A 14,699-nucleotide genomic window follows, 5' to 3' on the forward strand; every position below is an offset into this window, starting at 1 on the left:
GAACCTGGGACTCGCTGATTAAGAGCGGCATCCGCCAGAATAACGGATAACATAACAGACGTCGTACCCTGCATCAGTTCATATCAAACTGTTGCAAATGTGTATTATTTGTTCGCTAGAGAGTGGCAATCAACGTTACGGGAGCTGGCGTCACGGCTCAGCGGGCGGTGCTTGGTCATGGCACGACCATGAGCCGAGATACTCCTAGCCGGTAGAGTTATGCGACGATCAATGCCTCTCCAGAGAGGGCGAGATGCCTCGGTCAGGGGAGACTCCCCTGCCAACGACGCGCTGTGCGCTGAGTTCATCTGAGACATCATCGCGATCGCCGCGAACGTAATCCCGGCTGCGCATCAAAACGGCGCCGAGAAGCTGATGTTCCTAGGCTCGTCCTGCATCTATCCGAAGCGGGCGCCACAGCCGCTGCGCGAAGGCTCGGTGCCGACTGGCCCGCTCGAGCTGAGCAACGAGCCCTATGCGATCGCTAAAATCGCCGCCATCAAGATGGTGGAGGCCTATCGCAGCCAGTATGGCAGCGACTTCATCAGCGTGATGCCGACCAATCTCTACGGTCCCGGCGACAATTATCATCCGGAACGGTGCCGCGTACGTCGCCGCGCTGATCCGCCGCTTCCACGAGGCGAAGGTCGCGGGCGCGCAGCATGTCGCGGTGTGGGGCACCGGCACACCGCGCAAGCTGCTCGACGTCAGCCGCCTCAAATAGCTCGGCTGGCACGCCACGACCTCGCTCGAGGACGGCTTGAAGCGAGCTTACTAAGCGTATCTGCCGGACCATCCAGCCGCAGCACGTCCAACCGTCTCGAGTTTTGCGCTAGATTCGTGAAAGCGATATGGCAGGCCGGAAGGTCGGTTCTGGCACTAGCCGTTGTCGGGGCGCCGCAATCGCGTCCCTTGGCGCGCCCGAAGCTCCTCTTCGTATTTCAGCTTTTCCAGCAGCATGTCCGTCACGAGACGTCGCAATTGCGCATTCTCAAGCTCTAACCGCTTGATCGTGTCCACAGTGCTGGCGTCGCTCGGACCGGATCGCCGGTCATCGGTCTCGCAGCGCCGACCATCAAGCGGTGCTGAAGAACCAGGCATCTTCTTCCAGCGGTGGTAGGTCATTACGCTGACGCCAAGCGCCTTCGATATCTCACGTTGGGTCTTCCCCTTGGCCGCAAGTTCGTTGGCCTGCGCCAGCTTGGCCGTAATCTCCTCCGAGGCATGCCTCTTGCCAACCATAGTAGTCCTCTCCGGCCAAAATTTCGCCAGTCCGGGCTTAGTAAGCGCGACTCGTACACGTTTTTCAATTGGCCGGCGAGAAATCCTGGACCGGATATCGACCGGCTGCCCCAATAGCACACACGACCACTGATGCGACCAGACATCATAAAGCGGCTGTCCGCTGCTCCAGCCGGGCGCGCCAATGAACCATTCCCAGATCTACCAATGTTAGCTCTTGCCACAACACCGCTTCGAGGCCGATCGCAACCGGCAAGATCGTGCCCGACGGCCGCACCAAGGTGATCCAGCCGTTCGAGACTGCGGTCGTCCGCGCGATCCATGTGCAGGACGGCCAGCGCGTGAAGGCAGGCGACCTCCTGATCGAGCTCGATCCCACCATGAGCCAGGCCGAGCTCGGCCACCTCCAGAGCGATCTGCTCGCGAGCGAACTCGACATCGCGCGCCTGCACGCGGCCCTGGCCGGCGGCGATCCCGCCAGGTTCACCCCGCCCGTGCGCGCGTCCTCCGATCAGATCCGCACCGCAAAACGCTTCCTGGCGTCGCAGACCGCCGAACAGGCGGCCAAGATCACCTCGCTCGAATGGCAGGGGACGCAGAAGAAGGCGGAACGTTCGACCACCGAGGCCACGATCGGCAAGATCAGCGCCCTGATCCCGATCATGCAGCAGCGGGTCGACGTGCGAAAATATCTCGTCGACCGCGAGTTCGGTTCGAAACTGCAATATCTGACGGAAACGCAGGACCTTGTCGCGCAACAGCAGGAATTGCTGGTGCAGAAGAGTCATTTTGCCGAGGCCGATGCCGCCGTCGGAGGCATCGAGGAGACGCTGCGACGCACCGAGGCGGAATACAATCGCGGCCTGTTCGACGAGCTCGCCAAAGCCGAGCAGAAGGCGGCGGGCCTACGCCAGGACATCGTCAAGGCCGAGCAGCGCACCAGCCTGCTCCGCCTCGCCGCGCAGGAAGACGGCATCGTCCAGCAGCTCGCGGTGCATTCGGTCGGCGGCGTCGTGACGCCGGCGCAGACGCTGATGGTGGTGGTGCCGACCTCAGGCGGTCTCGAGATCGAGGCGATGATCTCCAACCGCGACATCGGCTTCGTCACCCCCGGCGAGGAAGCCGCGATCAAAGTCGACACCTTCAGCTTCACCCGCTACGGCCTGCGCCAGGGCAAAGTGCTCAGCGTCTCCCAGGACGCCATCGTCCGCCAGAAGCCCCCGGAAAAGCCCGGCGACACGCCCGCCGGCACCGACACCGCCTCCAGTGAGCCCAAAGGCCAGGAGCTCGTCTACTCCGCCCGCGTCTCGCTCGACCGCGCCCAGATGGACATCGACGGACGGACGGTCAACCTCACGCCCGGCATGGCGGTGACGGTGGAGATCAAGACCGGCTCCCGCCGCATCATCTCGTACGTGCTCTCACCGCTGCTCCGCTACAGCCAGGAGAGCCTGCGCGAGCGATGAGAAGGCCAATAATGGACCAGCTTGAGCTAGCTTCGGCCAAACAGCGGAAATCAAGCAAGGCGCGACACAATACCAGCGCCCGCCTCATCCATCGCAGCTCGCGCACTCGGCATCTACGATATACACCCAGATGACTACCAACGATTTTACCGAGCTGTTTCGCGCGAGCGCTCTTGCACCGAGGCGATTGCCGATAACGAGGAGCAACGACGACTACTCTTCCGAACGGAAGAGCGTCGCAACGCAAAATGGCAGATGACGCAGTCGAGACTCTCGTTGACGTCGCGCATGCGATGCCCGTGAAAGGCCATCCAATTCTCGATCCGGCGCACGCCCGTGCGTCCCAGCCCCGGCTGCGCAAGGAGTTCGGCCCTGGTATGGAGCGACGCAATCTCGAGGAGATAGTTCATGCGCGTCAACGGCTCTCGGCCGATCAACGCCGCAAGCGGGCTGTGGACCAATATGACTGCAATCCGCTCCGGCAAATGACTGTGGCTTTGCTTGAGAGCGAAGATTTTCGTCACGTAAGTTCCACCCGAACCTGCAACCATTCCAAAGATCGTTCTAAGAACATCTCTATCAGAGCCGTTCGGCGTTGTCCCCGGCGCACACGCCCTGGTTGATCTCGATTAGACAAGTTCTAGATCGAGGCCGCTCCAAATCGAGATCGGAACACGCCAAATTGCGTTCAGCGGACATCGCGGATGGATGGAGACGGTGCAGCTGAAGGCGGAATACGGACCATTTGCGAGTGCGTCATCGACTCTGCTTGCAGGCGAGACGTTCGTCTGGTCGATCGCCGTCAGATCCGCGGTTCCGCTCGGTCAATCGCGCCTGCGATTCCTGCCAGGTCCGTGCCTTCTGGGACAAGTCGCGTTCCAGAGTCCGCAGGAGATCCTCTTATGGGTCGGCGAGACGCATGGCTGGCGCGGCGCGACGCGCGACACCTACGCGGTACTCGGCGTCGACGAAGCCAAGCTGCTGCTCGATACCGAAGAATCTAGGCGTCTGGCACGATTTCGCGACGCGGAAGATCGACTGAGCTTTCTTGCCGCACACGCCGGCGCGCGTCTCCTGCTGGGAGCCCTGGCCGGGCAACCGGCCGACCGGGTGCGATTTGAGACATCCCCGCTGGGCAAACCCCGGCTCGTTGATGCCCCCACAGGCCTCGACTTCAGCTTAAGCCATGCCAGAGGCGCGGTCGCCGTTGCCGCGGCATACATGCCGATCGGGGTGGATATCGAGCCGATCAGACAAATATCAGATCTGGATCAGATGGTCGAAATCGCGTTGTCGCCAGAGGAACGCAGGACCCTCGCAAGAACGCCCGACTCGCTGCGATCCCGTCTCTTTCTTCGCTACTGGACGTTGAAGGAAGCAATCCTCAAGGCCGCAGGCGTCGGTTTTGCAGTCTCACCGCACACATTGATCCTCGATGCGCGGGTACCGCCGGCAGTGCTTGCCGTGCCGGATGCGCTTGGTCCGGCAGAGCAATGGCGGGTCACCACCGCGGGTTAAGCGATGAGCTCCCGGCGCGATATGGTCGAGAGCAGTGACTCCGCAATCTCCTGGGACCGCACGGCGAGAACCGAGAGCAGCGTGTCGCTCAAGCCGTGGGAGGACTCCGAATAGCCCTGGAGATGGATCTGCGGGCGGAACGCCGGGCCGGTGACGAGCCTGTAATTGCGATCGAGCGTCGCACCGCGAATGTAGCGACGGACCGGCTCGAGAAACCCGTGCGGGGTTTCCCTGTCGTATCCCGTTGCCAGGACGACGGCGTCATAGGTCGAACGACGATTTTCGCTACGGAATTTGTCGACCAGGCCGATTTCGATACCGTCCGGTCCCACATCCACGTTCGTAATCTCGCTGCGAGGGCGCAATAGGATCGTTTCGTCGCCACCGACGCGCTGCTGATAGAGCAGCCGATAGAGCTGATCCAGCAGGTCGGAATCGACCACGGCATAGTTCGTATTCCGGAAATTGCGAACGATTACGTCTCGCCGCTCGGCAGGCTGGGCATAGACGAAGTCCGTATAGTCGGGGTTGAAAATCTCGTTGACGAAGGGGCTGCTGTCCGACGGCTTGAGGGCATGACCGCGAAAGATCAGATCGATATGCGCCTGGGGGCGTCTGCTATGGAGATCGACCGTCACCTCGGTCGCGCTCTGTCCGCCGCCGACGACCGCCACGCGGACGGCCTGGCCGCGCGGGACGATTTGCTCGATCAGGTCGAGATAGCGGCTGGAATGCAGCAGCCTGCGGTCGTCAGCGAGCCTGGCAAACACCTGCGGGACATACGGCTGGCCTCCCACCGCGACCACGAGGTTTCGTGCGAGCCGCACGGTCTCTCCGCCGGTGAGCGAGCGTGAATGCACCCGCAACGACGTCACCGTCTGCCCGGCTGTCACCGGCTCGACGGCGACGATGGATTCGCCGTAAGCGGCCTGCGACTTGAAATGGCCCGCCACCCACTGGAGGTAATCATTGAATTCGACGCGGCTCGGATGGAACGTCCGGCAGTTGATGAACTCCAGCAAGCGTCCGCGCTTGTGCAGATAATTCACGAAGGTGAAGGGACTGGTCGGGTCGCGCAAGGAGACCAGATCCTTGAGAAACGATATCTGCATGTCGCTGCCTGGAAGCAACATGCCGCCATGCCAGGTGAAGTGCGGCTGCTTCTCCACGAACAGCGGCGCGCATTTTAGCCGCGATCGCTTCATGCATTCGTCCAACGCGATGGCGAGCGCGAGGTTGGATGGCCCGAATCCGACGCCGATAACGTCGTGCTCGATCGCAAGTTGATGAGACATGAAAGCTGCGCTCCGCTCGCGCTTTAGGACAGGACCGCCTGGCCGGCGGCTGCCGGAAGCCAGAGCCGATCGCCGAAGAAGCGCTCGCGCATCAGCATCACCAGGGTCGCGCGCTTGTGGGGAAAGTCGAAATTCTTGATCTTCGCAAATCCCGAGAGCTCGAGATTGCGAAGCTGCTGGGAATGCGCCGCCGCCGGCTCCCCGACGATCCGCTGCGTCCGGCAATCGTCGAGGAACATATAGTGCATCAGCGAGGGCAGCCACGCGCTGATGTAACGACGGCCACGAAAAGCATCCTCGCCTACGACCACATGCCATCCCCGGTCATAGTCGCCAGCGTTATAAAACGGCGCGATGCGGTTTTCCTTGGCCCAATAGAGCTCGAAATAACCAAATGGCTCATCACCGAAGCAGCCGATCAGCGGCAGCATATGCGGGTCGGCCAGGATGCCGGCCAGATATCGACGATGCTTGTCGAGATCGCCCGCCTCGTTCCAGAATGCATCGACGCGAGGGTCATTCATCCAGCGATGCAGCAAGTGGAGGTCATTCTCGAGATCGGCCACGCGGAACGAGATGACCTCGGACAGCCAGGGAATGAACCGGCCATACACTTTTCCCGTCGGTTTTGCGGCGCGACGCGGATGCCTCCGTCCGTCCGTCATGACGTGGAGCTGCGAGAATGGCGGTCGCCCGGGGTTCACCAGCCAATTGTCCCGTCGCTGCATGACCAGTTCGGAAAGCAGCACCAATTGTCCCTCGGACATGATGGCCAGACCGCCGTCCATCAGCGCTCGTGCAAGCGATGCTCCATCGGCGAAATCCAGAACGAGCCGATCAGCACCCGGCCGCCAAGCGAGCAGCGCTTCGGCGGACGCCGACACAGCCCGTGCCGCAAGCTGAAGGTCCTCCGACGCATTCAGGATCTCGAGGTGATCGCCCCGATCCCGAAGCCGAAGTTCCAGTGCCGTGACGCCGTCGGCAACGACGCGAAGGCGATCGCCCTCCTGAAAAACGGTCAGATCAGAATATGGGCCGACCGGAAACGCACGAGGTCCGGTCCCGGAATCCGAAGCCTTGTTCATCCGGCCCTCGCATCTCGATCATCGCTGACGCGTGGTGTAGATCACTCGCCTACAGGCTGACAAGAAATGCGCGCACACGTAGATTAGATTCTCTACAAATCTGACAGCCTGTCGCAAAACGGATCGCGTGTTGTCGTTTGCATGCGACAAAAAGGTACCCGCACTTCACCACAATAAGTCTAAAGCGGCGCGTCGGTCGGAACTGCGGAAGCCCCGGCGACGTTATCGGCCTTCACCTCGCTTGCGACGATCTTGCCGTCGCGCAGCCGCACCAGATGATCCGCGATCCCGAAATAGCGATCATCGTGCGAAATCACGATGATAGTTTTTCCGAGACGCTTCAGATCGGGCAGAAGCTCCGTGTAGAAGATGTGCCGGAAGGCCGGATCCTGATCCGCGGCCCACTCGTCGAACACGAGGACGGGTCTTTCCTCGACCCATGCATTCATCAGGGCCAATCGCTTGCGCTGCCCGGTCGACAGGTCCGTCGTCGTGAATACGCCTTTCTCGACGGAGACCTTGTGCGCGACTTCCAATCGCTGAAGGTAGCGTTCCGCGACATCCGGAACTACGCCGCCTTCTCCACGTATGAGATCTTCGAACAGATAGTAGTCGGAAAAAATGGTCGTGAAGAGCTGGCGGTAATCGTCCCGCGTCTCCGCCAGGACGGGCGAACCGTCGCGAAGCATCGTGCCGCCGTGCGGAGCATACAGGCCCAGCAACAGCTTGATCAGGGTCGTCTTTCCGCTTCCATTCTGCCCCACGATGAAGACGATGTCTCCCTGCCGGACAAAAAGATCGACGGGCCCAAGGACAAAAGGGTCACTTCCCGGCACGGCGCGGAAGGCATAGGTCACGCCGCGAAGCTCGATGGATTCGATCGCGGTCTTGCCCGGCGCGGCAGGAGCAGTGGCCAGCAGATCATGCTCGGGAGTCGAGAACTGCTCGGAAAGCTCCACAATGCGGCGCATCGCGACCTGGGCGCGGCCAAGCGCCGGCAGGATACCGATGACCTGATCAATCGGTCCGCGCATATAGAGCAGGACCAGCACGAAGCCACTGGACACCGCGGCGGGGCTGTCCGGCCACAGGAACGGACGCAGGGTCAGCGCCACGCCGATCACCACGAAAAACAGCATCGTGCCGAACGCCCGCGCCGTCACGAACAGATTGATCGACCTGATCTGCACCGAGCTGATCCGGTCGACCGTGCGCTGAAGTTGCTCGACATAGACGCGCCGACGGCGTACGCGATTGAGACGCAGCTCCTTGGCGCCTTCAGCGATCGCGCGATACTGCTTGTGCAGCTGATCTTCCGAATCGCGCGCCGCACTGAAGCCGTGAACGCCTCGCGTTCTTGCATAGCCATGCGCAAGCGACCCCAGGATGATGACGGCTCCCGTGATCAGGAAAAGTGGCCACGACAGCACTGCAAGGTAAACCATGCAGCCGAGCGCAATCACGAGCGACACGAAAAAGGACGAAAAGAAGAACGCGAAATCACTGATCGTATCGACGTCCTGGGTGAGGACCGGGATCAGGCGATGCGTCCGGTAGATTTCGAGCTGATCGATCGGCGCCGCCAGGATCCTGGCGGCCAGCGACTTGCGAAGCTCGGCGATAATCCGCTGTCCGACATAATTGGCGCTGATATCGGCGCCGATGGAGCCGATCAGGATCAGGAGACACAAGCCGGCGAATGCGAAAAGCAGTGTGACGACGTCGGCCTGCGTCGCATAGAGCCCGCGATTGACGACCGCGAGCAACGCCGCGACGCTGGCGCCACCCACCAGACCCAGAGCGATGCCGCCGAGCACGAGCGGCCAATAGGGCCGCAGGAGGTGCAGGATCTGCGCCGTCAGGCCGCTTCGTGAGTTCATGATGAGAGCCGCGCTGGAGGGGACCTGAAGCGAACCTATACGGCCCGTCACGATCAGAACAAGCCGTGCCGATGTGATGCGAATACATGATGGCAGCACCGCACTTCCAGCGCTTATTTTCCCCGCTCTTTCGATGGATTCTAATTTGGGATCGGCAATGCCTTTAATATGATGCGGGTAGTACCGCTTTTGCGTCGCAGCCGGCGAGCGAGTGGGATTTTGATCCAGTGCCGGGCTGCAACATCCGGACATCGAAGCGCTTGCAGGCCAGCATCGGGCAGGCCCGATGGAGAAATGACTTTGGACTTGCTTATCTCCGAAACCTGCATCGCGCTTCCCGATGCCGCCGGCCTCGCCGCGCGGATGATCGATCATCTGGCCGAGCATGACATCGCCTTCGAGAAGCGGGACGGTCTCATGGTGGCGAAATTGCCGTTCGGCACCAGTTCCCTCGCCGTCGAGGCGGAAGCCCTCAAGATCCGCGTCGAGGCCAACGACAAGGGCAATCTGGAGATGCTGCGCTCGGTCGTCGCCTCGCATGTGATCGAGTTCGCGGGCGACGACGCACCGACCATCGTTTGGTCCGGTCATGAATCCAGCGGCGGCATGCTGGCCAACTTCCGCGAGGTGCGGCTGAAGGCCGCGATCACCCTGACGCCGCACATGCGGCGGCTGACCTTTACAGGCGACGACATCGCCCGTTTCGCGAACGACGACGAGCTGCACGTGCGGCTGTACTTCCCGCCCGAAGGCCTCGCCAAGCCCGAATGGCCGTGGCCCGCTCCCGACGGGCGTATCCTGTGGCCGGAGCCCGACCGCAGGCCCATCACCCGTTATTACACGATCCGTCGCATCGACCTGCCGAGCCGCGAGATCGATATCGACTTCGTGGTCCATGATCACGCCGGACCGGGCTCGGCGTTTGCCGTCAACGCGAAGGCCGGCGCCATCTGCGGCATGGCCGGTCCGCTCGGCCGCGGCATTCGTCCGGCGCGCTGGTTGCTGCTGGCGGGCGACGAAACCGCCCTGCCCGCCATCGCGCGAATTCTCGAGACGCTGCCGGCGACGGCGACGGGTGAGGCCTTCATCGAGGTTGCGGATCGGCGCGAAGAAGTTCCGCTGATCGCCCCGCGCGGCGTAGCGATCCGCTGGCTGCATCGCGCCGGCCGTCCGGCCGGGACGACGCAGCTCCTGGTCGACGCCGTCAAGGCAGTGCAATGGCCCGACCATCGGGAGGTCTTCGCCTGGGTCGCGTGTGAGGCGCAGGCGCTGAAGGCCCTGCGAAACCATTTGCGCGACGAGCGAAAGCTCTCCCGCGATCAGCATCTGGCCGTCGCCTATTGGAGCCTGCGCCAACCATGACGTTCCAACATGCGCAGACGGGCGAAAGGACGCTCGCCTTGCCAACCGGAATCACGCAGGCCTCGCCCGATGTACCCGCGCCCCTGTTCGAGCTCGACCGGGTCGGCTTCGCGGTAGGCGGGCGCGCGCTGCTCGAACCGCTCACCTTGTCCCTCCCCGCGCGCAGCGTCGTCGGGCTGATCGGACATAACGGCTCCGGCAAATCGACCCTGCTGAAATTGTTGTCGCGCCAGCAGCCAAGCTCGTCGGGAACGATTCGTTTCGAAGGCCGCGCGCTGCGCGCATGGAGCGATCGGGACTATGCCCGCAAGGTCGCCTATCTGCCGCAGCAGACGCCACCTGCCGCCGGCATGCTCGTCAAGGAGCTGGTTGCACTCGGCCGATATCCCTGGCACGGCGCGCTCGGCCGGTTCGGCGACATCGATCGCGAGAAGGTCGCGAACGCCATGGCGCTAACCCATATCGAGCCGTTCGCGGATCGGCTGGTCGATACGCTGTCGGGCGGCGAGCGACAGCGGGTCTGGATCGCCATGCTGGTCGCGCAGGATGCCGAATGCCTGCTGCTCGACGAGCCGACCTCGGCGCTGGACATCGCCCATCAGATCGAGGTGCTGTCGCTCGTCAAACAGCTCGCCCGCGAACGCAATCTCGGCGTGGTCGTTGTGCTCCACGACGTCAACATGGCCGCCCGCTTCTGCGACGAGATCATCGCGCTCCATTCCGGAAAGCTGATCGCTCGTGGCACGCCGGACCAGATCATGACGCCGGCCGAACTCGAGACCATCTATGGCATCCCGATGGGCGTGATGCCGTCACCGGATCACGGCCATCTCATCAGCTTCGCGCGGTAGGGGCAGTCATCCCCGCTGCGGCCGCAGCAGCCAGATGAGATAGGGGCCGGCCAGCATCATGGCGAAAATGCCGGCGGGCATCTGGAACGGAAATATCACCATGCGGCCGGCCCAATCCGCCGTGACCATCAGGATCGCCCCGATCAATGCGGCCAGCGCCGCCTGATGCAGGGCGCGCTGCGCGCCCATCATCCGCGCCATGTGCGGCGCGATAAATCCGACCAGGCTCAGAAGCCCCACCATCAGCGTCGCCGTCGCCGTCAGCAACGCCGTCAGCAGCATGATGATGATGCGGCTTCTCGCCAGCGAGATGCCGATCGAACGCGAGGTCGCCGCTCCCAGCGGCAGGATGTCGAGCCAGCGCGACAGCATCGGCACCATGATCAGCAGAACGAGCGCCGCGGCGGCCAGGATTGCGGCCTCGGCCGGACCGATCTGGTAGAGCGACCCGGTGAGCAGCGCCAGCAGCGTGCCGATGCGCGGATCACCGGTGGCCAGCGCCATGGCGATGATCGCGCCGAACGCTGCACTCATGGCGACGCCGGCCAGCAGCACGCGCTCTGGACTGAACTCGGACCGCCGGCTGAACAACAGCACCAGCGCCAGCACGATGAAGGCGCCGATCCCGGCCGCCCCTATCTGCGCCAACCGCGTGTGGGCGGGAAAGAGATAGAGCAGGACGATCACGCCCATCGCGGCGCCATAGCTGATGCCCATGACCTCCGGCGCGGCCATCGGGTTTCCGGTCATCCGTTGCAGCAGCGTACCGGCGACCGCCAGCGTCGCGCCTGCGGCCAGCGCCGACACCACACGCGGCCAGCGCCACGGCCAGAATTCCTGCAAGCCGGACAGACCGCTCCAGCGCCAGCCGTCGGCGCTGACCCCGAGGGCGAGTGCGATCCAGACGGCGAGCAGCAGCACGGCGAGCGCGAACAGGATCACGCGCCAGGGGTGGTCGAGACGCGGCGGAGCGGATGGCGTGAGGTTTCCCATCGGCATGGCGGCCCGCAGCCGTGGCAGCAACACGAGCAACATCGGCGCGCCGATCAGGGCCGTCACCGCGCCGGCCGGCATTTCGCGATAGCCGGGCGGGATCAACAGCACGAGCTGATCCGTCAGCCACAGCAGCAGGGCGCCGCAAAGAGGCGCCCAGATCAGCCGATCGCGAAAGCGGCGCGCGCCAGACAGCATGACGATCGCCGGCGCGGACAGGCCGACAAATCCCATGACGCCGACCACGCTGACGACAGAAGCGCTGAGCGCGATCGCGATGACGAGCGCGAAGACCCGGGCTCTCGTCAATCCGAGGCCCAGATTGCGCGCGGTCTCGTCGTCGAAGCCGAGCAATGTCAGCGGACGAACCATCGCCGCAATCAGGACGATCGAAATCAGCAGCCGCGGCGCCAGGAACGTGACGTTGCTCCAGTCCTGTTGATTGAGGAAGCCAGCGCCCCAGATGAACAGACCAATCAGATATTCGTGGTTGAGCAGTACCAGCGCCTGGGTCGTCACGGCGCAGTAGTAACTGACGATCAATCCGGCGAGCACGAGGACGACGGGCGACAGCGCACGTTTCCAGGTCAGCCCGAACACGCACAGGAACGCAGCGAACCCGCCGAACAGCGCAATCCACTCCCGGCCCAGAGACAGCAGCGACGGCGCCCACAAGGTGGTCACGGCCAGTGCAAGATAGGCGCCGTTCAACACACCGATGGTGCTCGGTTCAGCGAGCGGATTGCGCAGCACCTGCTGAGAGACAGTGCCGGCGAGACCGAGGGCTGCGCCGGCCAGCAGCGCCACCGCGATGCGCGGAAACACGGTGTAGTGCACGAGCATCTGCTGGGGATCAGTGATCTCGGGCTGCCACAACACCTGCAACCAGGCGCTGACGGGCAGATATCCGGACAGGTTCCGCCAGGTGAGCGCGGCCGCGGCCGTCACCAATAGCCCGATCAGAATCGCCGGATGCATGTCGAAGCCGGACCGCGCCGGCAGCGCATCAACCTTGCTCATGGCTTTCCCGCGGCAGACGTTCGGCGAGAAGGCGAGCGAAACGTTCGGCCGCCGGCACGCCGCCATAGAAGAACTGATTGTCCAGGACCGTCAGCCGATGCGACCGAAGAGACGGCAGGGTCCGGAGCACCGGGCTTGCCTTCAGCAGGGCCTCGACGTCGGCAACCCGCGAGGTCATCAGGACGAGCCGCGCGTCCGGAACCGCGGCAAGCACTTCGAGGCCCACACTGGTATAGCCCCATGGGCCGCTCTGTCCGGTCCAGGCATTCTTCAATCCGAACTGATCGAGCACTTCCTGATAGAGGCTGTTCGGACCGAACACGAGCGCGCGGTTGCGCGCGATCTCGCTGACGAGATAGAGCGGCTTGCCGCCGCGGTCGCGGAGCCGCTCACGATAGCCGGCCATGGCGACATCGAAGCGGGCGAAATAGGCTTCGCACGCCGACTGCACCCCGAGACGCTTCGCAAGCTCCATCGTCGAACGGCGTGCCGTGTCGAGAGGATGACCGCCGGGTCTGAAGATCGTGAACATCTCGACCGGCGCGATCAGCTTGAGCCGGGGGACGGCGGCCGCGATGCTGGGATCGATGATGATGATGTCGGGCGCGAAGCTCTGGAGAAGCTCGAGATTTGGCTCCGAGCGCAGGCCAATCTCTTGCACACCGGGCGGGACAACCGGCTCGACGACGAGCCGGCCATAGCGCTCGATCTCCGGTATCACCAGCGGCACGACGCCGAGCGCCAGGATCGTCTGGGCACAGGCCCAGCCGAGCGCGGCGATCCGGGGCCCGGATGGCGATCCGGCGGCTTGGGCAAATGCCATTGGCCATGCCCCCGCAAGTGCCGTGCCTCCGATCGCAGCACCCGCGCCGAGGAGCGCGCGGCGGGACAGCCTGTGGTCTGGGATAGATGAGCTCATGGGATTCGGTTCAGGAGCCCCTTGCAGAGAGGCCGCGGGAGATGACAGTCATGACATATCCCCCTTCATGCTGCATTACCATATCAAGCCGCTCCTTCGCCGGCGGCACGAAAGGCGCTCGCCAGCGCCTGCCCGATCGCTGCCCTCGCCTGCAAGGCATCGGCCACGACATTCCCCATGCGCAGGAATTCATGGATCATGCCCGGATAGACGCGCAGGTCGACCGGAACGCCGGCCGCGCTGAGGCGTGCCGCATAGTCGCGCCCCTCATCCACCAGGGGATCGAACTCGGCGAGCACGATGAACGCGGGAGCCAGGCCCGATAGATCGTTTGCCGCAAGCGGTGCGAAGCGCCAATCGTCGCGATTGGAATCGTCGCGGAGATATTGCTGGAAGAACCAATCGACGGTGCTGCGCTCCAGGAGATGGCCGGAGCCATACCGTTCGTAGGACGCGGAGGTCTGCCTGGAGCTGAGGCCGGGATAGGCGAGAACCTGAAGCACCGGCCGCGGAAGGTTGCCATTTGCCCTCGCCTCAATCGCGAGCGCGGCGGCAAGCGTCCCGCCGGCGCTGTCGCCGCCGACGGCAACGCGGTGCGTGTCGAGCCCGATCGCGCGGCCCTCGCGGCCGATCCAGGCCAGCGCATCGACCGCATCCTCGAAGGCGGTCGGAAACTTGTGCTCCGGCGCAAGCCTGTAGCCGACCGACAGCACGGCCGCGCCGCTGTCCTCGACAAGGCCGCGGCACAATGGTTGATGCGAATCGAGGCTGCCGACGACGAAGCCGCCGCCATGCATATAGAGAAAGACCGGGACCGGATTGCGTTCGCTCGGCGCCTCACTTGCATAGAGCCGCGCCTCGATCATCGCGCCGTCCCGCGTCGGCAGCGAGAGACGGCGCTCGTAGCCAAGCGCCGGCGGATCGACATCGAGCAGCGGCGAGGACGCATCGAAATCGGCCCGCGCCTGCGCGGCGGTCAACTGCGGAAACGGGATGCGCGCGCCGCTCTCGGTGCCCGCCTGCACCATCTCAAGCAATGCGGCGATGTCTGGATCAAGACTCAAAAGT

Annotated in this window: 12 protein-coding genes and 1 pseudogene; 5 read left to right on the plus strand and 8 right to left on the minus strand. The window is 63.5% G+C overall.

The window, feature by feature from the left end; genetic code table 11:
• Positions 1-267 precede the first annotated feature (267 nt).
• A pseudogene (locus tag NLM25_RS32365) lies at positions 268-721 on the plus strand (NAD-dependent epimerase/dehydratase family protein); the annotation flags it as partial.
• Between the two features lie 158 nt (positions 722-879).
• On the opposite strand, the gene NLM25_RS32370 reads toward NLM25_RS32365, so the two are convergent.
• Entirely contained in the window at positions 880-1,242 is a 363-nt protein-coding gene (locus NLM25_RS32370; RefSeq protein ID WP_254139729.1) for a helix-turn-helix domain-containing protein, read from the minus strand.
• A 242-nt stretch (positions 1,243-1,484) separates the two neighbouring features.
• Between NLM25_RS32370 and NLM25_RS32375 the strand changes: the two genes are divergently transcribed.
• Positions 1,485-2,708 carry an HlyD family type I secretion periplasmic adaptor subunit gene (locus NLM25_RS32375; protein WP_309143656.1) on the plus strand — a complete coding sequence of 408 codons (1,224 nt, stop codon included), beginning with the start codon at positions 1,485-1,487 and terminating at the stop codon, positions 2,706-2,708.
• A 146-nt stretch (positions 2,709-2,854) separates the two neighbouring features.
• Here NLM25_RS32375 and NLM25_RS32380 read toward each other — a convergent pair whose 3' ends face one another.
• On the minus strand, positions 2,855-3,232 hold the full coding sequence (locus NLM25_RS32380) for a hypothetical protein (protein WP_254139731.1): 378 nt from the start codon (positions 3,230-3,232) through the stop codon (positions 2,855-2,857).
• A gap of 184 nt (positions 3,233-3,416) precedes the next feature.
• Between NLM25_RS32380 and NLM25_RS32385 the strand changes: the two genes are divergently transcribed.
• A complete protein-coding gene (locus tag NLM25_RS32385; protein WP_254139732.1) occupies positions 3,417-4,226 on the plus strand; it encodes a 4'-phosphopantetheinyl transferase superfamily protein in 810 nt (269 codons plus the stop codon).
• Here the strand turns inward: NLM25_RS32385 and NLM25_RS32390 are convergent.
• The 3 genes from NLM25_RS32390 to NLM25_RS32400 all read right to left on the minus strand — a co-directional run bounded on the left by NLM25_RS32390 (position 4,223) and on the right by NLM25_RS32400 (position 8,486).
• Positions 4,223-5,521, minus strand: a complete 1,299-nt coding sequence (locus tag NLM25_RS32390; RefSeq protein WP_254139733.1) for a lysine N(6)-hydroxylase/L-ornithine N(5)-oxygenase family protein — start codon at positions 5,519-5,521, stop codon at positions 4,223-4,225. The two genes, NLM25_RS32385 and NLM25_RS32390, sit on opposite strands and share 4 nt — an antisense overlap.
• Before the next feature lie 23 nt (positions 5,522-5,544).
• A complete protein-coding gene (locus NLM25_RS32395) occupies positions 5,545-6,606 on the minus strand; it encodes a GNAT family N-acetyltransferase (RefSeq protein ID WP_254139734.1) in 1,062 nt (353 codons plus the stop codon).
• Positions 6,607-6,785: 179 nt separating this feature from the next.
• Positions 6,786-8,486: a cyclic peptide export ABC transporter gene (locus tag NLM25_RS32400; protein ID WP_254141310.1), complete on the minus strand. Its 1,701-nt coding sequence runs from the start codon at positions 8,484-8,486 to the stop codon at positions 6,786-6,788.
• Between the two features lie 363 nt (positions 8,487-8,849).
• Here NLM25_RS32400 and NLM25_RS32405 point away from each other — a divergent pair, with 363 nt between their 5' ends.
• Positions 8,850-9,848 carry a siderophore-interacting protein gene (locus NLM25_RS32405; RefSeq protein ID WP_254139735.1) on the plus strand — a complete coding sequence of 333 codons (999 nt, stop codon included), beginning with the start codon at positions 8,850-8,852 and terminating at the stop codon, positions 9,846-9,848.
• A complete protein-coding gene (locus NLM25_RS32410; protein WP_254139736.1) occupies positions 9,845-10,699 on the plus strand; it encodes an ATP-binding cassette domain-containing protein in 855 nt (284 codons plus the stop codon). The genes NLM25_RS32405 and NLM25_RS32410 overlap by 4 nt, the downstream gene beginning before the upstream one ends.
• Positions 10,700-10,705: 6 nt before the next feature.
• Here NLM25_RS32410 and fhuB read toward each other — a convergent pair whose 3' ends face one another.
• The 3 genes from fhuB to NLM25_RS32425 all read right to left on the minus strand — a co-directional run bounded on the left by fhuB (position 10,706) and on the right by NLM25_RS32425 (position 14,695).
• Entirely contained in the window at positions 10,706-12,712 is a 2,007-nt protein-coding gene (fhuB, locus tag NLM25_RS32415; protein WP_254139737.1) for a Fe(3+)-hydroxamate ABC transporter permease FhuB, read from the minus strand.
• Positions 12,699-13,535: an ABC transporter substrate-binding protein gene (locus NLM25_RS32420; RefSeq protein WP_254139738.1), complete on the minus strand. Its 837-nt coding sequence runs from the start codon at positions 13,533-13,535 to the stop codon at positions 12,699-12,701. The genes fhuB and NLM25_RS32420 overlap by 14 nt, the downstream gene beginning before the upstream one ends.
• A 179-nt stretch (positions 13,536-13,714) precedes the next feature.
• Entirely contained in the window at positions 13,715-14,695 is a 981-nt protein-coding gene (locus NLM25_RS32425) for an alpha/beta hydrolase (RefSeq protein WP_254139739.1), read from the minus strand.
• Between the last annotated feature and the right edge of the window lie 4 nt (positions 14,696-14,699).

The organism is Bradyrhizobium sp. CCGB01 (assembly GCF_024199795.1).
GTDB lineage: Bacteria > Pseudomonadota > Alphaproteobacteria > Rhizobiales > Xanthobacteraceae > Bradyrhizobium.